The organism is Bacillus sp. NPDC094064, from assembly GCF_050279585.1.
In the GTDB taxonomy this organism is placed as follows: Bacteria; Bacillota; Bacilli; order Bacillales; family Bacillaceae_G; genus Bacillus_A.
Genome location: NZ_JBNNUI010000001.1, coordinates 233,240 through 258,099 on the forward strand (window position 1 = coordinate 233,240; position 24,860 = coordinate 258,099).

Below are 24,860 nucleotides of genomic sequence, written 5' to 3' on the forward strand. Positions count from 1 at the left end.
GAGGATTACTTTGTGTAATTCTAGCCTAGAAAAGGATTGAATATTTATTAGAAGGTGAAGTTATGTGGAGAGAGAAGATTAGTCATATATCCAAAATAAGAGAGAAACGAAATCGAAAGCTCAATTTACCTATCAACGAAAAGGAGTTATCAAAAATTCGTAAATCTGTAGTGAAAAAATTTGGTGAAGATGTCCTGCCACAGCAGTACTATGAATTTTTACAAACAGTTAATGGAATTGAATTTAATGGATTAATAATATATGGGATTGACCAAAGTTTTTTAGATTTTAAGCCAATAAATCAGGTAGATAATTTTTTTGATGCTAATGAAGTATGGGAATCAATTAAAGACGAAGATGAGCTGATTTTTTTCGGAGATTCAGATATAGCTTGGTATTGCTATAATGTGTCCAAAAAGAAATTTGTTGAGCTAGACAAGCCTTCAGGCGAGCATATGGAAACTTTTTGCGATTTTGATACTATGCTTAAATCCGCTCTCTCAGTAGCACTTAGCTAAATGTATCCGTAGTCAATGTCTAACTGTTTAAGCTAGATGAAAATAATGCAGGGGGATTCTATGGAAAGTAAGGAAAAAGCGATAAAAATCTATGATTTAATTGACAATGGTGATATAGAACAAGCGAAAGAGATCATTATTACTGATAAAAGTTTACTTGATTTTGTAACGCCGTTTGGAACTTGGCTACATGTTTCGGCTAGAGCTGGTGAACTGGATATGATAAAATTTCTTGTTGAATCTGGTATGGATATTAACCGTAATGAAGGTGTACCAAAGTCAGCGCCTATTGCACATGCAGCTAGTGAAGGTGAAATTGGTATTGTAGAGTACTTATTTGATAATGGTGCAATATTAGATGTTAGTGATCCAAATAGAAATCCTCTATTCTCAGCGATTTATGGTGGGCATCTTAATATTGTAAAGTATCTTGTTCAGAATGGTATTGATAGTACTGTAAAGTATACAGGGGATACTATGAAAGAGATGGGAGCTTACGAATTTGCTATTGAAAGAGGGCAAGTAGAAATTGCTGAATATTTAAAAATGTACACTTGAGATGGCAGCCATATATTGATGTAATAGAAAAGTTGAAAACTAATGGTCATATTAATTTAATTACCCAATTCATTTAAAAGGAGAAATTTATATGGACTCTCAATCTGAGGTTAAGAGATTATATAGTTGTAGATTTTTAAAAAATCAATTGGAATGTGAAGAGTTTGACAGTGTATTAGAAAACTTAGCAGATTGTACTGATGAGAAGCTTATTAAAGAATTGTGTATAGTATTTGAGGATGAAACACAAGCGGAAGAGGTTATGTTTGGTCTAGTTCATTGTATTGAAAGTTTTGAAATGGAAAAATATTTAACAGAGATGCCTAAAGCTTTACCAAAAATGGTTGAGAGTGCAAAAGAGTGGGCAATGCTACTAAACAAAAGAATTTTAAATAGTGATTTATGTAGAAGTGAGTATGCTAAAGTACTTGTAGGAATGAATCATGATATACAACTAACGGTAATTAATTTACTTAATGAAATTATTGCTGATAACCCTAAAAAATTTGAGAGCACTGCCAATGAGGTTCTTAGTCAATTACAAGGAGTTCATAAAATTAAATGAATATTGTAGAACTACTGTATATAGATAAAACTAAGAACACCCTAGCGAAGAGCTAGGGTGTTTGTGTTATATAGTTTCACCATATGCTTCAGAATTCGGAGCAGGAGTAATCAACGAATCTTTTGTAGCGTTTCCTATAATAGAATGTAGGTGTTTAACATTTAAATATAGGAAGAAAAACAATTAAGCTTTTATTTTATTTAAAATGGATACTCTATTAGTAGTGAATAGTAAATAATTTTGCTTTACGGTCTTAATTAAAATACGGTCAGTTGTACCATATGCTGTTCCAATTCGGATTGCGCTTTTTTCTTCAACACCAGCATATGTATTATCTTCCGTTACCTCAGTGATTTCACATAATGGAATATGAATTTTAGAGAATTGCCATGAAATAATTAGTTCATCTTTTGTTTTTTCAACATGAATACCTAACATGTTACCAGAACCTTTCTATAATAAAATTTTACTCTTGCTATTTTATTATACAAATTTATAGATTCTATTTCTATTTTTTTACAGGGGGTATACAACTAACAACGAGAAAAATGTTCATAATTACTTTCATTCCTATTATAACGAATTCTACAATAGAAAACAGAACGTATATTTGGTATAATCGAAATATACTATATGAAACGATGTACATGAGTTTGAGATTTATGAAAAAAGGTAAGTAATACATAATAATAAATACGCTATAGGATTCAGTTCATGTTATACAAATCAATCGTTAGAAAGGAAAAGAAGTATGAATCAAATTTCATTCGAAGATTTATTTGAAGAAGAAAACAAACCAGAAAAGGTGGAGGTAGCTGAGATCCCCGTACCTTTATCGCCCTTACAAAAGGATATTTTAGACTTACTTCATTCTGAAGAAATAAGTGCACTTGAGCTGTGCGAACAATTAATACGAGCTGGTAAAATATCAGATGAAAGGTTCACAACGAATAAGCCTAAAGCATATGGGAAAGTATGCTTACTATTAGAAGGTTTTGTTAAAGAAGGAAAGCTTATTTTTATCAAAAATGATGAAACAAGAGATAGGGTATATAAATTGAAAGAAGAAGATTCTAACGAATAAAATGTGTAAAGTATAGTAATGAAATAAGGAAGTCCTCATATTTGTGTTGAAAGATTATTTTCACATAAGCGTGGGGATTTTTTTGAGGGAGGATGTATGAAAGAGTGGGAGTATAACGAATTATTTCATGCAATTCGGGAGGCGTATGAAGAGTTATTAGATGAAGAGAGAGGGTATCGATATGCTATAGCAAAACTAGCGGATGAATTTGATAATGTAGGAAAGATTGAAGATGTTATCGTTGATACTGCCATAGGAGAAATAGCAGTCGATCATCATATGGTCTTTGTGGGGCGTATTAAAGGTGTAACAAAGAGGCTAAGTATGTTTAACCTTCAAGAGGCAGAAGGTGAATTGACAGTAGAGGAAATAAAAGATTTATCGATAAGAATAAATAATGTAATAGAAGGATTAAAAAATGTAAAGGTTGCTTATAAATCTTCAATTGAATAGTTCATGGAGACATAGTTAGACAAGAGAACAGAAATATAGGAGGTGATGTTATGGAGGAGAAAAGTATAAATAAAACAATAAGAAATGCTATTAAGCTTGGTGATATTAATGAAGTAAAACGTCTAATAGGTGATAATCCAGAATTTTTACATTCAATGACACCATTTGGTACGTGGTTACATGTTGCAGCAAAGAAAGGGCATATCGAAATTGTTCAGTATTTGATTAATAAAGGGATAGATATGAATGCTAGAGGCGGTACATTTGATGCTTCTGCATTAAATTTGTCCTCAGGAGCAGGACATTTGGAAATAGTAAAATATTTAGTAGAGTCTGGTGCCGAATTGGATGTAAGTTTAGCAAAAAGAAATCCACTATTTGGAGCAATTTATGGCGGACATAAAGAAGTAGTTGAGTTTCTAGTTGAAAAAGGAATAGACATTTCAATTAGATACACTGGAGAAAACTTTAAGAATATGAATGCTTATGAATATGCTGAAGAATTCGGACAAACAGAAATTGCTGCATACATAAAGCGTAAGATGGATAAGAGATAATAAAGATTGTAAAAGGGATAAGACTAAGAATAAAGAGATTAATAGGGGCAGCGTTTAATGATTGTGATTTTGAACTGGCTGACTTTAGAAGTTGTAATAGTTATTGCCTTATTAATATTGTAAAGGAGTATGAACATGGCAATTAGAAATGATGCATATGGAGGGTTTATTGTATCTAGAAATGTTTTGAATGGAGTACCTATTCGATATAGTTTTCGAGAAGAAAGTTCTATTTCTCAATTAAATGGTTGGAACATCTTTTCAGAAGTGGATGATGATGAATATGTAAACAATCCAAAAAACTTTTGCATAATTAGTGCAGAATCAATGTCTTCAATTGCACCTCAAATGCTAGAAATATTTGAAGCGCCATATGGAACAGACCTTTTTTGGGTATATGAAGATAATGTACATGTTGGTTTTTACGATTTAGTGAAAGACTGTATGACAGATATAAATAAGATTTTAAATGTAATTTATTAAGGTCTCTTATAACTGTTTTAGATGTGTAGTAATTAATTGCGGAAATTCGGAGGGATGGTGCGAGATGAGTAAAGTGGAATGGAGATCTCCAGATAAGCTTTTATTGCGAGAAAATGTAAAGAATGTGGAAAAAGAGTTGGGCATTCATTTCCCTTTAGATTATATAGAATGTGTAATGAAGAATAATGGAGCACATGTTAGCCCAGAAGTATTTGAAGTTGAGGGGAAGAGAAAAGTTTTTGGTACATTACTAACTTATGATATGGATGATGATGAAAATATTATTGAGGTATTCAATGACTACAATGGCACATTACCTAGTGCATTGGTGCCATTTGCATTTGATCCAGCAGGAAATTTAATTTGCTTTGATTATAAAAATCATAAAGAAGATCCAATTGTCGTCTTTTGGGAACATGAGGGGGCATGGGAAAAGGAAATATTGATGGAAAGTGAAGGGGTTACGGCTGAGGAGGCAGAGGAAGTAGCGAGAGAAAATGTATTTTTTGTAGCTAATAATTTTACGGAGCTTTTAAATAAGTTACATGATTAATAGTGGGAAAGGATTCAAACTTATCTGGCAGTGATAAATGAAAATAGTTACATAAGCTCGTTCTTAATAAAGTAGGGATTAAAATGAAACCGAATAATTTTACAATCGCAATGTATCCTACAGTAGCATTTAAAGAAGAAGAGATATTAAATCGTCTTTTAGATGTATTTGAGTCAAATGAAAAATTTGCTTCTACTCATTGGGGGAACTGTGAAACAGTGAAGGTAGAATATAACCGTCAGGAAATTATAGAAAAAGTAATTTCGGAGCGTAGAGTATCTGAAGTTCACCTGTATCGTGATAAAACAGTGCACTAGTAACTCTAAAATCAACCATTATGAATGTTTTGGAGTTACTTGACGTTAACTCTACATCAGTAGAGTTAATAAATTATTTAAATAAAAAACTGTTAATATACAACTAGAATTAATGACGGGTTATATTCACTTAAGAATATAACCCTATCTATCAGAACCAGTAGTATATAAGGAGATTATCCCACGGGTTATTTGCAAATATTAGACGAGGAATATTTGGCGCTGTAAAAGAAAAAATATTGACTCTTATATCATAATTGATGTTGTCCTCAATTTTCCTCATGTAGCACTTGAAAATCAGTAACAAGTGAAACGATTTTTCCTGCTTCATCAATTCCCCAATAGGAAGGATAAAATCCATCTCCATAACCTGAACGGAATATAATGATATTACTTCTTGTTTCCTCACACACCACGCAATTTCCCCAATCTTCATCATGTTCTGTTAGTATGTCATCTATAAGATCATCATACAAACTAGTAAATTCTTCTCCTAGTTCTTGTTGTAACCTATCTTCTATTTCTTCTAATTTACCAATTGCTTCAACATCTGCAAAGCACCCTAAGCCTGTATCAACTGGGTAACCAAAAATATATCCGTCTTCCAGTTCACTGACATTTTGTCCTGGTTTTGTTGCCATCTTCCATCCTACTGCTTTTGAATCCGACAATTTCAATTCAGCACCAGCAATGACTCCATCTTCCTTATGCCACCAAGCAACAATTGGATATGTACCTGGCTGAATTGTTTGTTCGAAGTGATTTTCATTAAAAATAAGAGGATCACAAGCAACAATTTTACCTGAAGTAACTTTCAACTGTTCTAGTGCTTCGGAACGCAGGGCCTCACTATCCGGTTTAGATAATTCACGTAATAACTTTGACATAATGTTTCTCTCCCTTTCCTTTTAAAAAATTTGTTGGTGCTGCCTCCCATATATTTTTACATGAGTTACATTTGTGTTCTGCGGCATATCGTACACGCGTTTTTCTAATAGTTCCGCAACATATTCTTCATGCGTTTTACGTTTTCGGATATATTGCTCCTCCGTACAAGTGTAGATAGAACAAACCTTTACTCATTGAAAAATATAACAAATGAATTTGACTTTAAGATTAGACCCAGTTTTGAGGATGTAAATAATAATCCACCCGTTGATTATATTATTTTAAGGGTAAAAATGCATTTATTAAAAATTCAATAAAAGAAGATCGAATTAGATAGTCTTTCTAGATTGATCTTCTTATTGTATATTCCCCTTCACTGCAACTCATTGCAAGATGTCTACTTCTGTGACACATTACACAATTGTACAGAGATAATGAAGGAATATGAAAAATAATATAAAGATTTTAATTTAATCCTATATATTTTTTATAAATTCTAAAAGTAAATCCCTTATTTTTGGTATGATTGACAGAGACTATTTAATTTCTTATGAATATTCTTGAAAAGGGAGTGATGCTGTATGAAGTCAATAAATGTAAATGGGAATATATATCATATTGAATCTGTTCCTTTTGAAGATAAGAGTGAGCAGGATGAAGAGGGATACTACGAATATTTTTACAAAGGAGTCAATTTATCGTTTCACTCGGACAAAGAAATAATTAAAGCCCGAATTTATGACGACGAAGAAATAATATATTTCTTAAAAAATCCATCTCTTGCTTTTGGTAAAGATTTTGAGGCTATAAAAGTATATATAATTAAAGAATATGATGTAAATAAATTTAAAATTCCAGGTGAAAAAAAAGCCTATATAGAATTATAGCTATAATTCTATATAGGCTTTACCATGACCAATTATAATAAAACAGGAAAACTCACAAAGTACTTATGCCTGTGGGTGATGAAAGGAATGTATTCGAAATTGAGTAAATCAAGTGAAATAAGTAGATTTGAAAATAGATTCTCAGAAAATGTGATTGAAATAGCAGCTGTCACAGGAGCATTAGGAATCGGTGCATCAAAAGGCGGTGACAACATTTTGTGGACTGCGTCAATTGATTTGATTGCGTGGAAAGACTTACATAACAATGAAACGATTACAAAAGAAGACATACGACTCGCATGGTTGGTTGATGATGCAGAATGGAGAAAATCAAAAGACATTTTGACAGCAAATACAGTTGTAGCATTACAGGTGCGCAAGTCAGAAAATTCATTGATGCTTGTTAAGGTTTTGGAAACACCATATAAAGATGATGAGTTGGAAGTCATCTTACAAGATGCAATGAAACCGCTTTATTATCATGATGAGATGTTGGGTGGGTTTGAACTTGATAAAAGAGTGAAAACTTTTGAAAAGAGAATATCTTGGGCTGGTGAAGAATGTCATTTATATTTTGATTGGAGTGAAGACAAACATATGATGAAGTCTGCACTGGAAACAGCACATGCACTTTTCAAAGAGCAAGATGAATGGAAAATGAAAATGAAAATGTACGCTGCAAAAGAATTGGTAGAGTTAGCAAATGAATGGCTACAAGATGATGATGAAGCAGAAATCGAAGAAATTACAAAAGAAATGTTCGTTAATTCCATCACATTAAGCAGCTTAAGCGTTTATTCAGAAGGTGATTTTGAAATATTCTTTTCGGATGGAGATCTATTTTGGGGACATTCTATCATTGTAAGCGGAAATATTCATGAAGGGCTCTCTTCAGCTGAGATTGCAGGATAAAGTGAAACGTCCATCAGTGGGGATTTTTCTGATGGATTATTTGAACCACTCGGGCACTTACCGCCCAAAAGTAGCGCGAGAACATGTATTTTTTGTGGCTAATCATTTTACGGAGTTTTTAAATAAGTTACATGATTAATAATATTATCCATATATAATGGTTCGTATAAATGTAAGCAGCAATAAAAGGAGAGAGAATGATGGACTTAGAGCATTTTAAAAAAGATATTTGGTATGGAGAAGTTTCTAATCATACAATTGAAACTCTTAAGTCTAACCTAAGGGATAGTGCAACAGAGAAAGAATCCTTTATCTTAATTAATGAATTGTTAAAGCTTGGTGATTTCTCTGTAAAGGGGTTACTAATCGAACTTATGAATAGTACTCGAGATGAGCTTGTTTTACATTTATGCACTAGACTATTTTGTTCAGTAGCTACTCATGATGATTTATTAGAAACGAATAATTTGAAATTCCTTTCAAGTGCTTCAGAGGATGGAGTTCATAATTTTGTAGTAAGTGCTGGTGAAACTCTTTCATATCATGTAGTACCATATCTTTTAGCATTACTAGAAGAGTGGGAAGATACCTTTGTTGAAAAAGCTATTAGAAATGAACTTTCATGGATGCTTGGAATTGAGGACGAGTATTATGAAGTATCGTTAGAAGAATTTAATGAAGCTTATTCTGGTTTTATCGAAAATAATGATACGCAAGAATATTATTATCATAATAGACTATCTTTTCCTGGAGACTTGGCAAAGAAGTTAGTGCCGGAAGTTATGAGTTCTTTAAGAGATAGAACTACTTATAATGTTGTTACTATACCTTCCGTTTTATCAATTTGGAGTGGAAGCAAATGTCCAATTCAATACGATACGATTATAACAAATGAAAAAAATAGAGAGTTGATGTCATATATTGATGTTTTAACAAAGAAAGAATGGAAGATTGGTAAAAAGTATTTTTATGGACATGTAGTCGTATAGGGAGTTTTAGTGAATAAGTGTAGATAATAATAGAGGGTATTTTTTATGTGGAAAAATAAAAAAACAACTAATAGCCCAATTAAATCTTAAAAGATATAAACACGTCAAGAAGGTGAAAGAATGATACTACCAGAGGATTTTCGAGAGAAATGGGATGTTAATAAAGATGGCCCACTTATTACATTTCATGAAAAAGAATTAATGGACAAAAACTTTTCAGATGAAGTGAAACGATTTTTGTCCATAGGAGGCTTACCAGAAACACCGTCACCATATTTAGAGTTTACTTCATCTCAGTCTTTCGTAAGGTCTATTATAAATGTATTTCATATGCCAGAAGAGTTTCGAAAATATTGGTTTTTAGGAACAACTAGTTCTGGAGATCCAATTTGTATAATTGAAAAACAAGAAAATATAGTATTTCTAAATAATAGTGATGAGTATAAAGAAGTGTTTATGAATTCTTCTATACATCAATTTGCAGAATGTTTATTAGTATATTCAAAAATGATCGATAAGGCAGTAGAGATAAATGGTGAGGATGCCTTTATCGATAATAATATACCAGAGTGTACAATAAGTTGGTTGAAGGAAGAGTTGAAAAAAATTGATGATAAGTGTATGGAAAAGGATTCTTTTTGGTTGATTGAAATTGAGAATTTATATGAATAATTGAAAGTGAAAAGGGAAATGTATGGTGCATGGAAGAGGAGTATGGTGATAGTGAAGAATGCTATGAGTACATATTTTAAATTAAGAAAAGAATATTTTGATAGAGGTTTGAATTTCTTATTTAAAACACCATATAACGAAAAAGTTGATTTTGTTATATATCAAGGTGAAATAGAGGAAGATGAAATTTCATGGAAACCGGTTGAGAAATATATTGAAACTGATTTAATCCTACTTGAGGAGCAATTTGCAATTAAGTTTCATGATTCAGTTTATCACTATTTTAACTCATATTGGTTTGCTGATTTGGATGGGTTTTTCGGTGACCATTATATTAGTTTAGAGGCTGTATTACCAAATATAGAATTGGACTCTTTCAAAGAGAAGTTAGAAGGATATGAAAAAAATCATCGTAAGCTAGATGAGATTCCTATAGGAGTAGAAGGAAATGGTTCACTAGTTGTTTTAAATAATGTAAGTGGAAAAGTCGAATTGGAGGATTTCGAACGTGGGTTGTTTATAGAGGTTTCGAATAGTTTAAATGAGTTGATTTCCAGTTTGAGGCTACAAAAATAATGTTTATATGAATTATAGACCGGCTAGGTGGGAGTGGAAAAGTGGAATATAGTGGAATGGTTTCAGTTTGGTTTGGAATTTCTAAATCACTCCAAAATCTTGAGGAGTATGTCGATATAGATTACACGATAGATGGTGATTCAGTTCATTCAAAGTTTGGGACGAGCTTTGAATTCGGTTATTATGATGAAGATAATATTGAAGTTTGTTTTTATGAGAATAGTAAAAGGGACGTTGGACATATTTTAAGTGATTTTTCTTATAGTGAACGAATTATTCCTATAATAAAAAAACTAATAAATGGAGATAATTTAGCGAACGATATTAACTTTGCTATTGTTCTTTATGATTTTAAATATAATGAAGCGAAAAGAGAAGATATGTTTGATGGTTTAGAGGTTACATTTATTGGTTCTATGCCATACAGGTAGGTTGTACGGAGTTGCTAATTTATTTCACAAACACATGGATAAACCTTATAAAGGAGGGATACAAATGCATGCTTTGCCGAATTGTTTAGAAGAAGTTTTGGAAGAAGACATATATAAACGGGCAGATAAAGAGCAGGTGAATGAAGTAATAAATAGATTAGGTGTAGAAGTATCTGATACATTTAGAGAGTTTTATTACCGATTTGCAGGACCTTTTTGGGAAGAGCACGTTCCTTATGAATTACTTGATATTATAGATGAAGAGAATAATATTGAATACTACACAATTATTGCTCGAAAGGAACATAGATTTCCTAATAAGTATTTAGTTTTAACAGAAATGACAGCAAATGCTGCATTGGTACTTGATAGTGTAACCGATCAAGTTTACTCAGTAAATTTTGAAGGTGGAGATGAATTACTTTTAAGTGGAAAATTAAAGGAGAGTTGGCCAACATTTTATCTGTTTTTGAAAGACTATTTTAAATGTTAGGTGTTAACAGAAATGAATAATAAACAGGGACGTCTTAGTAATGAGTGCGAGAGGAATGACGGATAAATGACAATGAACGATTCAGTTTTTGGAGAGCTTGAATATAATTATGCTTGGGCTAAGTGTATGCCTATAACTTTTCTAGGAAATGAAACTGAGATTGATTTGATGATAGATGGTGAAGAAGATGGGATGTTTGATGAAGGGCAGTATGTAGCGTATCAATCATTAATGAAAAATTGGGAAGAGGTACAAATAAGTTTATTACAGTCTATATTAGACTATTACAAACAAAGGCGATGTGAATTAGGATATGATATTGGAGTGCATGAAAATTATTCATTAATTGAAACAACTGATCAAATACTAGAGATGATTAGTTTAGATGGTATTGTTGTTCCGTATGCAGATATTATGGGGGGAAGAGAAATTGGAATTACATTTAAGTGTACGTGGGATATAGAAAATGGTGTAGGAGTTCGTTTATTAAATGAAAAGGTAGTTGAAGTAGGGTATCAGGATATTACTTTTTAATTTAAATACGTCTCAACAAACGCCTGTATATTACTTTGAAAATAAAATAGCTGATTCACTGATGGGATTTATGATAAAAATCAATCGGGACAGTGAATATTTTGAAGATAAAAAAAGGTATCAATCTTTATCGGATTGACACCCTAATACGAATCTTTTTTAACACCTTACATATTTACGCTTAAAACCAAGTCTTCCTCTATCAAGTTCTTTCTGAATACTTTCGGAAGCATTTAGAAGGCTGCTTTTTTTCTTATCACGTTTCACTTCAACTATACCAACTTCTTTTGCAGTCTCGACTGCTTTTTCATGTAGTGGTACATATGAAATTGCCACAGTGTTTAGGAAGTTATTCATAGCGGATTTTGTTCGTTCTGGTGAATCATGAATTGTATTTTTCACCATTTCAAGCATATCGGAAATTTTGATTTCAGAAAATTCATTGTCTTTACGATTTCCTAAAAGCCAACAGTAGCAACTCCATCCCGCTGACATTCTCAGCTCGTCCCCACTTGTAATCCATTTATCAGCAACGTCTTGTGCAATATTTGACTCTGATAAAGTTACTGCCACCACATAATCGGATAGCATATAAAAATATGCTCCGTCTATCCAGCGATCAAAATCAGACTCACTCATAGCTTTTGGATCTGCGATAATACCTGCAAAGTACATAGCATCGTAGTTTCCTGTGGCATACAGCTCCTCGGCTAACTCTTGATTTAATTTTATTTTCTTAGCGATTGGTTTCATAGCGCCTGTAGCTACGCCAAAAACTGGTTCGTGTGCACCGTTAGATATGTATATTTTTTTCGTTCGTTCCTTACTGAGGGCTTCAAGCTCTTGCATAACTGTTTTAAAGTCCATAGCTGTGCACTTCCTTCCTTAATATAAAAACCTTTTTAAGTCTTGTATACTTCTCAATGTTAATACTAATTGTATTCTGGAGGTATGTCTACTTTCTAAAGTTCATCGAGACTTGGTCTGATTGTTGAATAAAATGAAGCCAGAGATAATCTGGAGAATGGTATAATATAGAAAAATTGGGCAGTGAAAATCACATAGGGGGAATTTAATTGGAAAAAGAGCTAATTAATAAGTATGACAATGAATTTCCGAATAATCCTATTTGACTGAAAGGAAATAAGAAATGGTTTTTATAATTTTCAGTATGACAATGCCGTTAGTAATTTTGAAGGCTTTGATTTTGTAACTGCTACAAGCTATCTATAGTTGTGAGACAATTACAGTAGGGTAAGGAAGAATAAAAAAATGTACAAGTTGTTAGTGGCTAATAAAAAGGGGGGTATTGAAAAGAACGCTTGAATTCGTACTAAGTGAAAAGATGTATATCAATGCTAATCAACAAATTGAAATTAAATTCTGTATTAACAAGTCGATTTCTTATTAACATAAGAAATCGACTTGTTATAATTATTTATTTTGTAAGTTGTCTTTCCAAAAATTATAGCTATAATCAATAACTTCTTTTAATTTGAAATAGTTTTCCCAAGTATCTTGCACATGGTAGAGAGTTTCGCCTTCATCTGTAAAAACATCACTGTAATCATTTATATACTTCCACCCCTCGTCATGGTTAAAGTAGTACATTGCGAATTGATTGCCCTCATCATTTAACATGTCGTCTGCTAAAACGCCATCCCAATTCATATAAATTTGTGTACCAGTCATTTGTCTAAGTTTAAACTGGTTAATTTCGTCTTGAGACTCTTCTTCAAATTCTTGACTAAATAAATCATGTTCAATTATCCATCCTAAAAACATGCCAGTATGTACAAAAGCTTGATCGATTGGTAAGTCCTCAGGAAAATCACCTTCAAAATGGTACTTCGCTTTATCATAAACAATCGTATTTAACAATTAGTTCATCCCCTTTAACATATTATCTAATAAACTCGTACTGTTTGTTTTAATATTTTTACTATGTTTTCAAGCCCTTCAAATTCAGTAAATGGTTTCATACGTAAGCAGTGATTTTTATTTAGTGGTGCATGAGCAAAAGATTTTAACTTACTAATTAGTTTCTTCATTACTTTTTGTTCTTCTTTACTTAATGTATCAATATTAGCGAGTAAAATATATCCCCCTTTACATTTGTATTATAGCAATATTTCAAAGGTTTTTTTGGAGGATTAATAACTCTAGAAATTATATTTTTGCAAAATGTAAGTAGAGTGTAGTAGGAATGTGTATGTAGATTTAATTTTTGTATTTCCAAGCCCCTTCCAAGCCCCTTATAAGCACCTACCAAGTAATAAATCACTAAACAAAAACAAAACAAAAACAAAACAAAAACAAAACAAAAACAACTACAAGAACAAAAAGCGCGAAAAAACGTCGTAGTAGTAGTTGTAAAAAAATTTGAATTCAAACGCCAAAAACTAACCCCACATTCCTATATTTAAATTGAAGGATTGACTTGTATCTTTTTACGAATGAAGGGAGGAGGGAAATGTATGGCGGTGTACCGTAATGTGCGGGTGAACTTTTGGCAAGATGAATTTATTTTAGATTTAACACCAGAGGAGCGTTATTTTTACATATATTTGTTAACTGGTACGAAAACGAAGCAATGTGGAATTTACATATTACCGAAGCGTTTGGCAGAGCTTGAAACAGGTTACAGTATGGAAACTGTTGAGAAGTTGTTGAACCGCTTTGTTGAATACGGGAAGATTTTATATGATACGGAAACGAAAGAGTTATACATAATAAATTGGCTACACTATAACCCTATTTTAAATACAAATGTAGAAAAGTGCGTATTACGTGAGTTAAAGGCTGTGAAGAGTAAAGAGTTCATACATATGTTTTTACGTAAATGTCTTGAAGAAGAATGGAAGATTCCATTATTACTACAGCATTTTGGTATGCCGAAAGAGGTGGATAATAGTAGTTCGGAAGCAGTTATTGAAGAAACAGAAGATGTGGAAAAGATAGAAACGGTAGAAGAGGCTACTTCGCATAGTGAAGTTTACAAATTTTACGAACAAAACATTAGTAGTTTATCTCCATATATTGTGAAGGAATTGAAAGGGTGGATACAAAGACTTTCAGGAAGTACAGTACTAGAGGCACTTAAAGTTGCGTTTGAACATAATAAGCGAACGCTCGCTTATGTGAAGGGGATTTTGAGAAATTGGTGTGAAAAAGGGCGAGTAAACTTCAGTAAAGAAAAGGAAGCAGTGCGTAAGAGAGAAGTATTTAGTTTGTATGATCCATAACATGAGAAAGTAAGGTTTTTTCTTTTCTAAAAGGTTCTTTTACGATAGAAGCGAATAATTTGAGAAAGGAGGGATTGTATGGAAGTCGTCATAAAAAAGAAACGAACGAGGGGTAAGAGAATTTTTCTTTGGTCTAGTAGTATCGTTCTTTTATTCGTTATCTGTACAGCGATTTTTTTGAACATATATACGCTTAGATCTGTGCCAAAGATAGATGGAACGATAAAGCTAGAGGATTTACAACATGCTGTTACGGTGAAGCGTGATAGTAAAGGGGTACCTCATATTAAAGCAGAAAATGCACATGATTTATATTTTTCACAAGGATATGTACAAGCGCAAGATCGTTTGTTTCAAATGGATTTAAGTAGAAGGCAAGCTTCCGGGATGTTGAGTGAAGTTGTAGGGGAAGCGGCTGTTGATCGAGATAAGTTGTTTCGAACGCTCGGTTTACGGCGAGCAGCAGAAGCGTCTATTAGTCAATATGACGGGGAAGCGAAATTTGCCCTGCAGTCATTTGCTGATGGAGTGAACGCTTTTATACGTGAGGCGAAAGCAGACAAGAAATTGCCAGTTGAGTTTACTCTATTAGGCTATGAACCTACTGAATGGTCAATTGTTGATACGTTAACGATTGGAAAGTATATGGCGTTTGATTTAGGTGGGCATTGGCACGGACAGGCGTTTCGATATTGGGCGCTGAAAAACCTCCCGAAAGAGCAAGCAAATGAGCTATTTCCAACATATCCGAAAGATGCTCCGAGATTGCTAGCGGAACTGCAAAATACAAATGTGAATGTAGCACAAAGTTTTTCAAAAACAATTATTCCACCTGAGTTTAACGGTAGTAATAACTGGGTTTTGAGTGGTGAGAAGAGTGCGTCAGGTAAGCCGATTTTAGCGGATGATCCCCATCTTTCTCTTGCGACACCTTCCATTTGGTATCAAACGAAACTAGAAATGAAAGACTTACATGTAAGTGGTGTTATTTTCGCTGGCGTACCAGGTGTTATATTAGGACACAACGACAAAATAGCATGGGGTGTTACGAATACTGGTCCTGATGTGCAAGATTTATATATTGAGAAGCGAAACCCTAAAAATGAAAATGAATTTTTGTATAACGATAAATGGGAAAAGGCTACAGTTGTTGATGAATCTATTAAAGTAAAAGGCGGGAAAACAATTCCTTATAACGTCACGGTTACGAGGCACGGTCCAGTCATTTCAGAGTTTGCGGATAAAGGGAAAGAGAAAACGAAAACTGTATTTGCTTTAAAGTGGACTGCTTTGGAACCGTCAGCTGAGTTAAAGGCTGTATTAAATATGAATAAAGCGAAAGATTGGAATGAGTTTGAAACGGCTCTTCAAGATTTTCATACACCGACTCAAAACTTTGTATTTGCATCAAATGATGGCACGATTGCATATAAAGCGAATGGAAATATACCAGTGCGTAAAAAAGGAGATGGTAGTCTGCCAGTGCCAGGGTGGACAGATGAATATGAATGGGAAGGATATATCCCGTTTGATCAATTGCCAAAAGTAATCAATCCGAAAGAAGGATTTATTTCAACTGCAAATAATAAAATTGTTGATGATAATTATCCGTATCATATTAGTAATACGTGGGCGCAGCCATATAGACAAATGCGTATTCAGGAGTTTTTGCAAGAGAAGGATAAGTATACGGTAAAAGATTTACAGAAGTTACAGATGGATCAAAAAAATTTATATGGGAAAGAGTTTACTCCTATATTTTTAAAAGAGTTAAATAAAGCAGATTTAAATGAAGTTGAGAAAGAAGGCGTAAAACAATTAACAAAGTGGAATTTTTACGATAGTAAAGATGAAGCGGCACCGTTAATTTTTCATTTATTAATGAAAGAGATTTCAAATACGCTCTTTTCAAAAGAAATACCGAAAGATGTGATGGAGTTATTTGAAGGAAAGTCACAAGTTGTTGATGAATTGATTCGAAAACAAGTAGCGGGAGAAAATAGCGCTTGGTTTACGAAGTATGGAGGTTTCACGAAAGTTGTGCATACATCGTACGAGAATGTAATGAAGAAATTACAAAAGGAATATGGACCGAATGTTACGGAGTGGAAGTGGGGCGATTACCATCAACTTGCTTTTACACATCCAATCTCAAAATCATCTAGTATGTTAGCATTCCTTGCATTTAATCGTGAGAAACCAGTTCCAATTGGCGGAAGCCAAGTTACCGTTCAAGCAGCAAATTATGATGATAACGGTATTGTAAATCACGGGGCGTCTTGGAGGTTTGTTATTGATACGAAAGATATGTCAAACGGTTACCATATCGTAGGGCCAGGCCAGTCAGGACATTTTAGAAGTGATTGGTATCATGATCAAATAGATGATTGGGTAAATGGCACGTATCATACGACTACATTGAATACGGATGGAATAGAGGGGAAAGTGTTAACTTTACAACCAAAATGAAACTATGCTTTATTAGCGGATGGCTTGAATCCTGTCACTAATGAAAGTTTCACTTTATGAGAGACTCTTACTATTGTAAGAGTCTTTTTTATAGAGATGTGACAAGTTTTGACAAGAAAATACAAAAGAGCTTGTTATAATACTTTTTGGAATATTATGTTTAGCCCGCTATTTGTGGGCTAATAATCAGTGAGGGATGGACAAAACCTCCACTGATTAAAGTTTCACTTTATTAAAATGGGAATGGATTAGTACGCAACAAGGGAAATTTCTTAATAGTTGCAGTGAAATCTAATAGGGGGATTCTATATGAGTATTAAAGTAATAAGGGCAACAGGAATGATGGGCGGAGCAGCAAGAGTTGCTGTAAAGGTAGATAATGAAGTAGTAATGAAACTTGAAAATAATGAAGAATATACGCTTCCTTTTGAGTTAGATGAAGCAAATATAAAAGTGAAACAATTCTTTTTTGGGAGTAAAGAAAAGAAAGTAAAGGATGGCGATGTAGTGGAAATTAAGATTAATGGTATTGCCATACTACTCATGATTGTGTCAATGATGGCTGTTTTATTCGGGTCTTCAATGGGCATAAATATTGTTGTTTTTGGTGTGATAGGAGCGTTAGTTACGTTAGCATATGGATTGAATAACTGGTTTAGTTTAGAGGTTAAATAAAGTATTGTATCTATTTTTATGTTGATTCATTTGATTTACTATACATGAAGTGTAATGGTTTTTTATAGGGAATGGGAGAGGATCATTATGAAGAAATGGATGCGTTTAATGTTGAATATATAATAACAAAAGATTATAAATTTGAAGAGATGCGCACAACTGTAAAAGTGAGTGAACGTAATGCAGATAAGAAATCTAGCGCGGACAAAGAAAAGATGGATGCAGTTGTGAGTATAAAAATTGATTCATATGAAAAATTTGATTCAATTAAGTTACCAGAGGGAATTCAATAATTTCAATTGTAACAGGAATAAAAGGAGCGGAAATACGCTCTTTTTTTTATTTACCTTACTATTTTTAGGAGGTTAGTATGAATAAGGGATGAATACTCATTTTTTTTGAGGAGAATTCATTAATTTTTTTATGGAATATATGTGAAACATTGTATAGAATAAGCAAGTATGCCAAAATTTATAGGAGGGAAGTTGTGAAGAAAAATAAGAGTGTATTAAGTTTTATAGGAGTGTGTATTATGCTGTTTTCTTTTTGTTTTCAAGGAAATGTACAGGCAGATGTAAATACTGTTCAGTCTGGAAAAATAAAAGCAGGAAACGTAACGGTATGGGAAGTTGGAAATGTAGCGAAAGTGTTAGAAGATGTGGAGCGCTTGAACTTAAACACAGTGAATGTACCGATCCAAGTTGATATTCCGAATGTAACTTCTACTAATATGGTAATTAATCAGGCGCAAAAGAAACAGGCTATTATTTTAATTCAAGAATTATTAAAGCGTAATATTCAAGTTATAGCGGAACCGTTCCCATTTATTCAACAAGGAAATGTAGGAGAGACGGAATGGAATCCGAGTAATATGAATGATTTCTTCTGGAATTGGAAAACGGTTGTACTGCAGGATATTTTTAATTCCATTACTAGTAAATACAATGTGTATGGATTAAAGATCGCTTCTAATTTCGTTAATATGGAATATGCGGAAGGATATTGGAGCGATACGATTGACTTCGTCCGTAAGCAGTATAAAGGAAATGTTTTGTATCAAATGAATTGGTGGTTAACGGCAAGCTTTGATCCTTCTTATGAAGCGAAGTTTGTAGAGAAAATAAACCGCCCGTATTTAAAGAAGGTAGACATTGTTAGTATCGATAGTTGGTTTGAAGTGTCAGGAAATAAAAATCCGTCGTACGAAGAAGTGAAGCAAAGTTTATTTGCGACGACAGTATATAATCGTGGACAAAATGTTGTGCAGCAATTGGAACAATTACATAAAGCAACTGGGAAGCCAGTTTATTTTGGTGGATTTAACGTTCCAGCGCGTGAATTTGGCTTGCAAAATCCGTGGAATCCAGATGTTTCAAATGTGTTTTCAAAAGATGTACAATTAAATGGATGGCGTGCTTACCGAGATGTATTAGAACCGATGCCGTATTTTAAAGGTTTTTCCATTTGGTTTATTGGCTCTAATAATAGTACGCATGCGTATCAAATCCATAGCAAAGAAGCAGAGGCAGTTATTAACGGTTGGTACCGAAAATAAATTTTTGAAAATAGGCAAGTTTTGAAGTATAGTACATATATTTTTAGTGAAAGGCCTTTCACCATCTTATCACCTAGGGGGCAATCACAATGAAATTTTTGTCTTACCTTACAGTAATTTTGGTGATTCTTGGCGGTTTGAATTGGTTGTTTGTCGCGTTAGATTACAATGTAGTTGAGAAATGGTTTGGTTCTATGCCGGCGCTTGTGGACACCATTTATTGGCTCTTTGGTCTTTCTGCTATTTATCAAATTTTTGATCGGTTTTTTACGAGTAAGTAGCTATTATACTTTTATTACTAGAGTGTTAAGTACGATTATGTACTTAACACTTTTTTGTATGTTTATGAAAAAAGTGTTTGCATGTGCAAGCGATTCCATTGCGTCTTACGCCGTAATAATAGAAAAGAAATTGACCGTGTCTCGTATTGTGGGGTATAATTCAGAAAGTTTAAAAATTCATAAAAATGAGAAATAGGGAGGTCATCCGGGTGATGGAGAGAGTGTATAATTTTTCTGCAGGACCATCAATACTCCCTTTGCCAGTTTTAGAGAAAGTGCAAAAGGAGCTTGTAAATTATAACGGGACAGGCATGTCTATTATGGAAATGAGTCATCGATCTTCTTATTTTCAAAGTATTATTGATGAAGCGAGCAGCTTGCTTCGTGAATTAATGAACATTCCTGATGAGTATGAAGTATTGTTTTTACAAGGCGGTGCTTCATTACAATTTTCTATGGTACCGTTAAACTTAATGAGTACGTACAAAAAAGCTGGGTACGTACTGACTGGCTCATGGTCTAAAAAAGCACTGCAAGAAGCAGAAAAAGTAGGAGAAGTACAAGTGCTTGCTTCTTCTGAACAAGAGAAGTTTACTACGATTCCTAAAATGGATGATTTACAGCATGATGAAAAACTAGATTATGTACATATTACAACGAACAATACGATTGAGGGGACAAAATATGTGGAAATACCGCATTTAGAAAGAGTGCCGCTTGTTGCGGATATGTCCTCCAATATTTTATCAGAACGATATGATGTTTCGAAGTTTGGTCTTATATATGCGGGAGCGCAAAAGAATTTAGGACCAGCTGGTTTAACGATTGCGATTATAAAAAAAGATTTAATTGGCGGGGCAGATGGCTCTTGTCCGACAATGTTAAACTATGAAACTTACAGCAAAAATAACTCCTTATATAATACACCGCCATCCTTTAGTATTTACGTAACAAAACTTGTACTAGAGTGGTTGAAAGAGCAAGGCGGGGTATCTGCGATTGAAGAACAAAACAGAATGAAATCGTCACTTCTTTATCATTTTTTAGATGAATCTAAATTGTTTACTTCACCAGTTGATCCTATGTATCGATCACTTATGAACATTCCGTTTACAACACCGTCAGAAGAGCTTAACAATCAGTTTTTACAAAAAGCGAAAGAACGTGGTCTTGTTACACTAAAAGGACATCGCTCAGTCGGTGGTATGCGCGCTAGCATTTATAATGCGATGCCAGTACACGGCGTACAGCAATTAGTAAATTATATGAAGGAATTTGAGCTTGAAAATAGATAGGGAGATGGGGATATGTTTCGTGTTCAAACGTTAAATCAAATTGCGGAAAAAGGTTTGCAAGTCCTTGGCGGAGAGCGTTATGAAGTAGGGGATCGCATTGACCACCCAGACGGTATTTTACTTCGCAGCTATTCTTTACATCAAGAAGATTTTTCAAAAGACTTAAAGGCAATTGCAAGAGCTGGTGCTGGTGTAAATAATATTCCTGTAGATCGATGTACAGAAAAGGGAATTGTAGTATTTAACACGCCAGGGGCAAATGCCAATGCAGTAAAGGAACTCATTATCGCGAGTCTTATTATGTCTTCACGTAACATTATTAATGGCGTAAGCTGGACGAAAAATTTAGAGGGTGAAGAAGTACCTCAGCTTGTTGAAACAGGGAAAAAACAATTTGTTGGATCAGAAATTGCTGGGAAACGACTAGGTGTTATCGGCCTTGGCGCAATCGGTGCTTTAGTGGCAAATGATGCGTTAGCGTTAGGAATGGACGTTGTCGGATACGATCCTTACATTTCAGTTGAAACAGCTTGGCGTCTTTCTACACATGTACAAAGAGCGTTTAGCCTAGATGAAATTTTTGCAACGTGTGATTATATTACACTGCATATTCCTCTTACGAACCAAACGAAGGGGATTATTGGTGAACACGCTATCGAGACGATGAAAAAAGGAATGCGACTATTCAATTTCTCAAGAGGAGAACTTGTAGATGAAAAGGTTCTTCAAAAAGCGTTAGAAGAAGATATTATTACACATTACGTAACTGACTTCCCAAATGAAAATGTGATAAAGATGAAAAATGTAACAGCGACACCTCACCTTGGTGCATCTACGTCTGAATCGGAAGAAAATTGTGCGGTCATGGCAGCTCGTCAATTACGTGAGTATTTAGAGACAGGAAATATTCGTAATTCAGTAAACTACCCAAACGTAGAACTGCCGTATATCGGTAAGAAACGAATTACAATTATGCATCAAAATGTACCGAACATGGTAGGACAAATTTCAGGATGTTTAGCTGAACATCATATTAATATTGCAGATATGATTAATCGTAGTAAACATTCTTGGGCGTACACAATGATTGATATCGATAACGGAATTGATGATATAATTAAAGAGAATATTGTGGAAAATATAAGCAAAATTACAGGTGTTGTAGCCGTTCGAATGATTGTGTAAATGAAAAAAATATCTTCATAAGAAGAACTTCTTCAAGATTGGATATCTATCATTCATGTATATAGCTGTAGGATGTATGGATTTAGAAATTATAAAAGTAAAATGTCGGAGGATATAGGGTTATGAAAAGAGCCTATTTGATCGAAATTAAACCGACAAATGAACAAATAGTCAAGATAAATCAAACGATTGGGGTCTGTAGGTATGTTTACAATCTGTATCTTTCTAAAAACAAAGAGATGTATGAATCCGAGGGAAAGTTTCTGAGTGGATATGACTTTTCTAAATGGTTAAACAATGTCTATACAAAAGAATGTAGCCAATGGATTAAAGAGGTATCTAGTAAAGCGGTAAAACAGGCAATTATGAATGGAGATAAGGCCTTTAAGAGATTTTTTAAGGGCTTATCAGGATTTCCACGTTACAAGAAAAAAAAGAATCAAGATGTGAAGTGCTATTTTCCTAAAAATAACAAAACGGATTGGACAATAGAAAGACATAGAGTAAAAGTCCCTACGATTGGCTGGATGAGAGTAAAAGAATATGGTTATATTCCTAAAAATGGGATTGTAAAAAGTGGAACAATCTTTAAAAAAGCAGGGAGATATTTTGTATCTGTACTTTGTGAATTGGAAGAATCAGTAACAAGGGTAATACTCAATCAAACAGGTTTGGGTATTGATTTAGGTGTGAAGGATTTCGCTATACGTAGCGATGGTATCGTTCATGCAAACATCAACAAAACAATACAAGTAACAAAGATAGAAAAACGCTTTAAACGTGAACAACGCTCTTTATCGCGTAAATTTGAAAATGAAAAAAAGAGAGGTGAAAAATCTGTTACTAACAAAAGAGCGAATATAGAAAAAAATATTCTTAGAGTGCAAAAATTGTATGCTCGATTAGCCAATATTCGACTAGAGTATGTAAAGTCTATTGTAAATGATGTGGTGAAAACCAAGCCAACGTTTATTACAGTGGAAGATTTGAATGTAAAAGGTATGATGAAGAATAAACATCTAGCTAAAACAATTGCTAAGCAGTGTTTCTATGCGTTTAAAATGTGGCTCTTGACTAAATGTAAGGAATACAGAATTGAATTACGTCAAGTAGATACATTCTATCCATCATCAAAGTTATGTTCTTGCTGTGGTCAAAAGAAACTGGATTTAAAGCTATCTGACCGAGTATATACCTGTGAATGTGGAAATACAATGGATAGAGATTTGAATGCAGCGATCAACCTTTTACAAGCAAAAGAATATATAATACTAACGTAAATAGACTGTATATATGTACGGTGGGTTACATCGGAATTTACGCCTGTGGAGTGTTACAGCAAACTGTAGTAGCGAGTGATTGGCGAAACAGGACACATAGAAACAGGAATACTCTAAGAATATACATTTGTCTATATTTTTAGTAGCAGAGAGGAATTTGGCAAAAATCCGACCGTTTCGGGCCATTCGTCCAGTAGAAGGTAAAGCATTGCAAGTTGCAGCTTTACCGTATGACGTATTAAATAGTGAAGAAGCAAGAGAAGTTGTAAAAGGAAATCCGTATTCTTTTTTACACGTTGATAAAGCAGAAATCGACTTAGATCCGGCACTTTCACCATACGATGATCGCGTATATGAAAAAGCGGGTGAAAATTTAAAGCAATTTATACGAGAAGAAGTATTCATTCAAGATGAAGAGCCAGCGCTATACATTTATGAGCTGACGATGCAAGGAAGAACGCAGTCAGGTCTTGTCGTTTGTACATCAATTGACGAGTATGAAGATGACACAATAAAAAAACATGAGAGAACGCGTCATGAAAAAGAACTAGATCGTATTCGCCACGTTGATGTGTGTGACGCAAATACGGGTCCTATCTTTTTAACGTACCGTACTAAAGACGAAGTGAAACGTTTAATTGCAAGTTGGAAAGAAGAACATACACCAATTTATAAATTTACAGCAGAAGACGGCGTTAGGCATGTTGCGTGGAAGATTGCAGACGAAGAAGTAATTACGACTTTAGTAAACGCATTTGAAGACATTCCGAACTTGTACATTGCAGATGGACATCACCGTTCCGCATCAGCTGCAAAAGTTGGACTTATGCGAAGAGAACAATATCCGAATTACACAGGAGAAGAGGAGTTTAACTTCTTCTTATCCGTTTTATTCCCTCACGATGAATTATCCATTTGGGACTATAACCGAGTTGTAAAAGACCTAAATGGCTTATCTGAAGAACAATTTTTAAAGCAAATCGCGCAATACTTTTATGTAGAAGAAGCAAATGTTTCTCCGTATAAACCAAATGAACCAAAATCATTTGGCATGTATATAAATGAGAAATGGTATAAGCTCACAGTGAAAGAGGAAACGTTTGATGCGAACGATCTTGTGAGAGGTTTGGATGTATCTATTCTGCAAGATCATTTATTAAGCCAAGTACTTGAAATACATGATCCGCGCTCTGATTCACGCATTGACTTTGTCGGAGGAATCCGCGGATTAGAAGAACTAGAGCGTCTTGTAAATAGCGGTGAATATAAAGCTGCATTTGCATTATATCCAACGTCAATGGAAGCTTTATTAGCAATCGCAGACGCTGGGGAAGTTATGCCGCCAAAATCAACGTGGTTCGAACCGAAACTGCGTAGCGGGTTGTTTGTTCATTCTTTAAAGTAA

General features: G+C 33.9%; 30 protein-coding genes and 2 pseudogenes. 28 read left to right on the forward strand and 4 right to left on the reverse strand.

Annotation, left to right across the window (positions count from 1 at the left end):
- Nucleotides 1–62: 62 nt before the first annotated feature.
- From ACQKNI_RS01290 to ACQKNI_RS01300, 3 genes are all read left to right on the forward strand, one after another.
- Entirely contained in the window at nt 63–518 is a 456-nt protein-coding gene (locus tag ACQKNI_RS01290) for a YrhA family protein (RefSeq protein WP_088229668.1), read from the forward strand.
- 60 nt (nt 519–578) lie between these two features.
- Nucleotides 579–1,076, forward strand: coding sequence for an ankyrin repeat domain-containing protein (locus ACQKNI_RS01295; RefSeq protein WP_088229667.1), 498 nt, complete (start codon nt 579–581; stop codon nt 1,074–1,076).
- Between the two features lie 91 nt (nt 1,077–1,167).
- Entirely contained in the window at nt 1,168–1,641 is a 474-nt protein-coding gene (locus tag ACQKNI_RS01300) for an Imm30 family immunity protein (protein WP_427282125.1), read from the forward strand.
- Nucleotides 1,642–1,824: 183 nt separating this feature from the next.
- Here the strand turns inward: ACQKNI_RS01300 and ACQKNI_RS01305 are convergent, their stop codons facing one another.
- Nucleotides 1,825–2,079 carry a hypothetical protein gene (locus tag ACQKNI_RS01305; RefSeq protein WP_000900619.1) on the reverse strand — a complete coding sequence of 85 codons (255 nt, stop codon included), beginning with the start codon at nt 2,077–2,079 and terminating at the stop codon, nt 1,825–1,827.
- 313 nt (nt 2,080–2,392) lie between these two features.
- Between ACQKNI_RS01305 and ACQKNI_RS01310 the strand changes: the two genes are divergently transcribed.
- The 6 genes from ACQKNI_RS01310 (at nt 2,393) to ACQKNI_RS01335 (ending at nt 5,088) form a co-directional block, all read left to right on the forward strand.
- Nucleotides 2,393–2,725, forward strand: coding sequence for a DUF3895 domain-containing protein (locus ACQKNI_RS01310; protein WP_427282126.1), 333 nt, complete (start codon nt 2,393–2,395; stop codon nt 2,723–2,725).
- Between the two features lie 96 nt (nt 2,726–2,821).
- Nucleotides 2,822–3,178, forward strand: a complete 357-nt coding sequence (locus ACQKNI_RS01315) for an Imm3 family immunity protein (RefSeq protein WP_427282127.1) — start codon at nt 2,822–2,824, stop codon at nt 3,176–3,178.
- A 50-nt stretch (nt 3,179–3,228) separates the two neighbouring features.
- Complete coding sequence (locus tag ACQKNI_RS01320) at nt 3,229–3,735, forward strand: ankyrin repeat domain-containing protein (protein ID WP_098882343.1); 507 nt, start codon at nt 3,229–3,231, stop codon at nt 3,733–3,735.
- A gap of 135 nt (nt 3,736–3,870) precedes the next feature.
- On the forward strand, nt 3,871–4,218 hold the full coding sequence (locus tag ACQKNI_RS01325) for a DUF2185 domain-containing protein (RefSeq protein WP_098945807.1): 348 nt from the start codon (nt 3,871–3,873) through the stop codon (nt 4,216–4,218).
- Between the two features lie 64 nt (nt 4,219–4,282).
- Complete coding sequence (locus tag ACQKNI_RS01330; protein ID WP_427282128.1) at nt 4,283–4,771, forward strand: SMI1/KNR4 family protein; 489 nt, start codon at nt 4,283–4,285, stop codon at nt 4,769–4,771.
- A gap of 83 nt (nt 4,772–4,854) precedes the next feature.
- Nucleotides 4,855–5,088 carry a hypothetical protein gene (locus tag ACQKNI_RS01335; protein WP_088229661.1) on the forward strand — a complete coding sequence of 78 codons (234 nt, stop codon included), beginning with the start codon at nt 4,855–4,857 and terminating at the stop codon, nt 5,086–5,088.
- Between the two features lie 269 nt (nt 5,089–5,357).
- On the opposite strand, the gene ACQKNI_RS01340 is transcribed toward ACQKNI_RS01335, so the two are convergent.
- Nucleotides 5,358–5,975: a DUF4241 domain-containing protein gene (locus tag ACQKNI_RS01340; RefSeq protein ID WP_088229660.1), complete on the reverse strand. Its 618-nt coding sequence runs from the start codon at nt 5,973–5,975 to the stop codon at nt 5,358–5,360.
- Nucleotides 5,976–6,557: 582 nt separating this feature from the next.
- On the opposite strand from ACQKNI_RS01340, the gene ACQKNI_RS01345 reads away from it, so the two are divergent.
- The 8 genes from ACQKNI_RS01345 to ACQKNI_RS01380 all read left to right on the forward strand — a co-directional run bounded on the left by ACQKNI_RS01345 (nt 6,558) and on the right by ACQKNI_RS01380 (nt 11,470).
- On the forward strand, nt 6,558–6,863 hold the full coding sequence (locus ACQKNI_RS01345) for a hypothetical protein (protein ID WP_088229659.1): 306 nt from the start codon (nt 6,558–6,560) through the stop codon (nt 6,861–6,863).
- 78 nt (nt 6,864–6,941) lie between these two features.
- Complete coding sequence (locus ACQKNI_RS01350; protein WP_141552067.1) at nt 6,942–7,775, forward strand: DUF2262 domain-containing protein; 834 nt, start codon at nt 6,942–6,944, stop codon at nt 7,773–7,775.
- A 200-nt stretch (nt 7,776–7,975) separates the two neighbouring features.
- Nucleotides 7,976–8,764 (forward strand): Imm47 family immunity protein, encoded by a 789-nt coding sequence (gene imm47, locus ACQKNI_RS01355; RefSeq protein ID WP_141556619.1) that lies wholly within the window; start codon nt 7,976–7,978, stop codon nt 8,762–8,764.
- A 120-nt stretch (nt 8,765–8,884) separates the two neighbouring features.
- Nucleotides 8,885–9,436: an SUKH-4 family immunity protein gene (locus ACQKNI_RS01360; RefSeq protein WP_098252545.1), complete on the forward strand. Its 552-nt coding sequence runs from the start codon at nt 8,885–8,887 to the stop codon at nt 9,434–9,436.
- Between the two features lie 63 nt (nt 9,437–9,499).
- Nucleotides 9,500–10,012, forward strand: a complete 513-nt coding sequence (locus ACQKNI_RS01365; RefSeq protein ID WP_427282222.1) for a SecY-interacting protein Syd — start codon at nt 9,500–9,502, stop codon at nt 10,010–10,012.
- Between the two features lie 41 nt (nt 10,013–10,053).
- Complete coding sequence (locus ACQKNI_RS01370; protein ID WP_088229655.1) at nt 10,054–10,443, forward strand: immunity 22 family protein; 390 nt, start codon at nt 10,054–10,056, stop codon at nt 10,441–10,443.
- A gap of 64 nt (nt 10,444–10,507) precedes the next feature.
- The gene (locus ACQKNI_RS01375; protein WP_141524750.1) at nt 10,508–10,936 is read left to right on the forward strand and encodes an SMI1/KNR4 family protein; all 429 of its coding nucleotides are present in this window, start codon (nt 10,508–10,510) and stop codon (nt 10,934–10,936) included.
- A 66-nt stretch (nt 10,937–11,002) separates the two neighbouring features.
- A complete protein-coding gene (locus ACQKNI_RS01380) occupies nt 11,003–11,470 on the forward strand; it encodes a DUF6985 domain-containing protein (RefSeq protein ID WP_088229653.1) in 468 nt (155 codons plus the stop codon).
- A 159-nt stretch (nt 11,471–11,629) separates the two neighbouring features.
- On the opposite strand, the gene ACQKNI_RS01385 is transcribed toward ACQKNI_RS01380, so the two are convergent.
- The gene (locus tag ACQKNI_RS01385) at nt 11,630–12,337 is read right to left on the reverse strand and encodes a DNA alkylation repair protein (protein ID WP_098252543.1); all 708 of its coding nucleotides are present in this window, start codon (nt 12,335–12,337) and stop codon (nt 11,630–11,632) included.
- A gap of 291 nt (nt 12,338–12,628) precedes the next feature.
- On the opposite strand from ACQKNI_RS01385, the pseudogene ACQKNI_RS01390 reads away from it, so the two are divergent.
- Nucleotides 12,629–12,703 (forward strand): annotated as a pseudogene (locus ACQKNI_RS01390) (immunity 22 family protein); the annotation flags it as partial.
- Between the two features lie 201 nt (nt 12,704–12,904).
- On the opposite strand, the gene ACQKNI_RS01395 reads toward ACQKNI_RS01390, so the two are convergent.
- Nucleotides 12,905–13,351 carry a hypothetical protein gene (locus ACQKNI_RS01395; protein ID WP_088229651.1) on the reverse strand — a complete coding sequence of 149 codons (447 nt, stop codon included), beginning with the start codon at nt 13,349–13,351 and terminating at the stop codon, nt 12,905–12,907.
- Nucleotides 13,352–13,947: 596 nt separating this feature from the next.
- On the opposite strand from ACQKNI_RS01395, the gene ACQKNI_RS01400 reads away from it, so the two are divergent.
- The 10 genes and pseudogenes from ACQKNI_RS01400 to ACQKNI_RS01445 all read left to right on the forward strand — a co-directional run bounded on the left by ACQKNI_RS01400 (nt 13,948) and on the right by ACQKNI_RS01445 (nt 24,860).
- Nucleotides 13,948–14,715 (forward strand): DnaD domain-containing protein, encoded by a 768-nt coding sequence (locus tag ACQKNI_RS01400; RefSeq protein ID WP_088229650.1) that lies wholly within the window; start codon nt 13,948–13,950, stop codon nt 14,713–14,715.
- A gap of 78 nt (nt 14,716–14,793) precedes the next feature.
- Complete coding sequence (locus tag ACQKNI_RS01405; protein ID WP_098840864.1) at nt 14,794–17,184, forward strand: penicillin acylase family protein; 2,391 nt, start codon at nt 14,794–14,796, stop codon at nt 17,182–17,184.
- Nucleotides 17,185–17,493: 309 nt separating this feature from the next.
- Nucleotides 17,494–17,859 (forward strand): hypothetical protein, encoded by a 366-nt coding sequence (locus tag ACQKNI_RS01410; protein WP_088229648.1) that lies wholly within the window; start codon nt 17,494–17,496, stop codon nt 17,857–17,859.
- A gap of 95 nt (nt 17,860–17,954) precedes the next feature.
- Nucleotides 17,955–18,152 (forward strand): annotated as a pseudogene (locus tag ACQKNI_RS01415) (hypothetical protein); the annotation flags it as partial.
- Between the two features lie 194 nt (nt 18,153–18,346).
- Nucleotides 18,347–19,414 (forward strand): glycoside hydrolase family 113, encoded by a 1,068-nt coding sequence (locus ACQKNI_RS01420; RefSeq protein WP_140417279.1) that lies wholly within the window; start codon nt 18,347–18,349, stop codon nt 19,412–19,414.
- 89 nt (nt 19,415–19,503) lie between these two features.
- Nucleotides 19,504–19,695, forward strand: coding sequence for a DUF378 domain-containing protein (locus ACQKNI_RS01425; RefSeq protein WP_002084566.1), 192 nt, complete (start codon nt 19,504–19,506; stop codon nt 19,693–19,695).
- A 212-nt stretch (nt 19,696–19,907) separates the two neighbouring features.
- Nucleotides 19,908–20,990, forward strand: a complete 1,083-nt coding sequence (serC, locus tag ACQKNI_RS01430) for a 3-phosphoserine/phosphohydroxythreonine transaminase (RefSeq protein WP_098252549.1) — start codon at nt 19,908–19,910, stop codon at nt 20,988–20,990.
- Nucleotides 20,991–21,002: 12 nt separating this feature from the next.
- Nucleotides 21,003–22,175, forward strand: a complete 1,173-nt coding sequence (locus ACQKNI_RS01435) for a 3-phosphoglycerate dehydrogenase family protein (protein ID WP_098840863.1) — start codon at nt 21,003–21,005, stop codon at nt 22,173–22,175.
- 122 nt (nt 22,176–22,297) lie between these two features.
- Nucleotides 22,298–23,455 carry an RNA-guided endonuclease InsQ/TnpB family protein gene (locus ACQKNI_RS01440; protein WP_098945811.1) on the forward strand — a complete coding sequence of 386 codons (1,158 nt, stop codon included), beginning with the start codon at nt 22,298–22,300 and terminating at the stop codon, nt 23,453–23,455.
- Nucleotides 23,456–23,612: 157 nt separating this feature from the next.
- Complete coding sequence (locus tag ACQKNI_RS01445) at nt 23,613–24,860, forward strand: DUF1015 domain-containing protein (RefSeq protein WP_088229644.1); 1,248 nt, start codon at nt 23,613–23,615, stop codon at nt 24,858–24,860.

What these genes read in the sequence shown, in the direction of transcription:
- ACQKNI_RS01295 (WP_088229667.1), top strand. Translation starts at nt 579, where the DNA reads ATGGAAAGTAAGGAAAAAGCGATAAAAATCTATGATTTAATTGACAAT.
- ACQKNI_RS01340 (WP_088229660.1), bottom strand. Translation starts at nt 5,975, where the DNA reads ATGTCAAAGTTATTACGTGAATTATCTAAACCGGATAGTGAGGCCCTG.
- ACQKNI_RS01365 (WP_427282222.1), top strand. Translation starts at nt 9,500, where the DNA reads ATGAGTACATATTTTAAATTAAGAAAAGAATATTTTGATAGAGGTTTG.
- ACQKNI_RS01380 (WP_088229653.1), top strand. Translation starts at nt 11,003, where the DNA reads ATGACAATGAACGATTCAGTTTTTGGAGAGCTTGAATATAATTATGCT.
- ACQKNI_RS01345 (WP_088229659.1), top strand. Translation starts at nt 6,558, where the DNA reads ATGAAGTCAATAAATGTAAATGGGAATATATATCATATTGAATCTGTT.
- ACQKNI_RS01310 (WP_427282126.1), top strand. Translation starts at nt 2,393, where the DNA reads ATGAATCAAATTTCATTCGAAGATTTATTTGAAGAAGAAAACAAACCA.
- ACQKNI_RS01405 (WP_098840864.1), top strand. Translation starts at nt 14,794, where the DNA reads ATGGAAGTCGTCATAAAAAAGAAACGAACGAGGGGTAAGAGAATTTTT.
- ACQKNI_RS01325 (WP_098945807.1), top strand. Translation starts at nt 3,871, where the DNA reads ATGGCAATTAGAAATGATGCATATGGAGGGTTTATTGTATCTAGAAAT.
- ACQKNI_RS01290 (WP_088229668.1), top strand. Translation starts at nt 63, where the DNA reads ATGTGGAGAGAGAAGATTAGTCATATATCCAAAATAAGAGAGAAACGA.
- ACQKNI_RS01330 (WP_427282128.1), top strand. Translation starts at nt 4,283, where the DNA reads ATGAGTAAAGTGGAATGGAGATCTCCAGATAAGCTTTTATTGCGAGAA.
- ACQKNI_RS01305 (WP_000900619.1), bottom strand. Translation starts at nt 2,079, where the DNA reads ATGTTAGGTATTCATGTTGAAAAAACAAAAGATGAACTAATTATTTCA.
- ACQKNI_RS01410 (WP_088229648.1), top strand. Translation starts at nt 17,494, where the DNA reads ATGAGTATTAAAGTAATAAGGGCAACAGGAATGATGGGCGGAGCAGCA.
- serC (WP_098252549.1), top strand. Translation starts at nt 19,908, where the DNA reads ATGGAGAGAGTGTATAATTTTTCTGCAGGACCATCAATACTCCCTTTG.
- ACQKNI_RS01300 (WP_427282125.1), top strand. Translation starts at nt 1,168, where the DNA reads ATGGACTCTCAATCTGAGGTTAAGAGATTATATAGTTGTAGATTTTTA.
- ACQKNI_RS01350 (WP_141552067.1), top strand. Translation starts at nt 6,942, where the DNA reads ATGAAAGGAATGTATTCGAAATTGAGTAAATCAAGTGAAATAAGTAGA.
- ACQKNI_RS01320 (WP_098882343.1), top strand. Translation starts at nt 3,229, where the DNA reads ATGGAGGAGAAAAGTATAAATAAAACAATAAGAAATGCTATTAAGCTT.
- ACQKNI_RS01335 (WP_088229661.1), top strand. Translation starts at nt 4,855, where the DNA reads ATGAAACCGAATAATTTTACAATCGCAATGTATCCTACAGTAGCATTT.
- ACQKNI_RS01315 (WP_427282127.1), top strand. Translation starts at nt 2,822, where the DNA reads ATGAAAGAGTGGGAGTATAACGAATTATTTCATGCAATTCGGGAGGCG.
- ACQKNI_RS01400 (WP_088229650.1), top strand. Translation starts at nt 13,948, where the DNA reads ATGGCGGTGTACCGTAATGTGCGGGTGAACTTTTGGCAAGATGAATTT.
- imm47 (WP_141556619.1), top strand. Translation starts at nt 7,976, where the DNA reads ATGGACTTAGAGCATTTTAAAAAAGATATTTGGTATGGAGAAGTTTCT.
- ACQKNI_RS01440 (WP_098945811.1), top strand. Translation starts at nt 22,298, where the DNA reads ATGAAAAGAGCCTATTTGATCGAAATTAAACCGACAAATGAACAAATA.
- ACQKNI_RS01435 (WP_098840863.1), top strand. Translation starts at nt 21,003, where the DNA reads ATGTTTCGTGTTCAAACGTTAAATCAAATTGCGGAAAAAGGTTTGCAA.
- ACQKNI_RS01425 (WP_002084566.1), top strand. Translation starts at nt 19,504, where the DNA reads ATGAAATTTTTGTCTTACCTTACAGTAATTTTGGTGATTCTTGGCGGT.
- ACQKNI_RS01360 (WP_098252545.1), top strand. Translation starts at nt 8,885, where the DNA reads ATGATACTACCAGAGGATTTTCGAGAGAAATGGGATGTTAATAAAGAT.
- ACQKNI_RS01375 (WP_141524750.1), top strand. Translation starts at nt 10,508, where the DNA reads ATGCATGCTTTGCCGAATTGTTTAGAAGAAGTTTTGGAAGAAGACATA.
- ACQKNI_RS01385 (WP_098252543.1), bottom strand. Translation starts at nt 12,337, where the DNA reads ATGGACTTTAAAACAGTTATGCAAGAGCTTGAAGCCCTCAGTAAGGAA.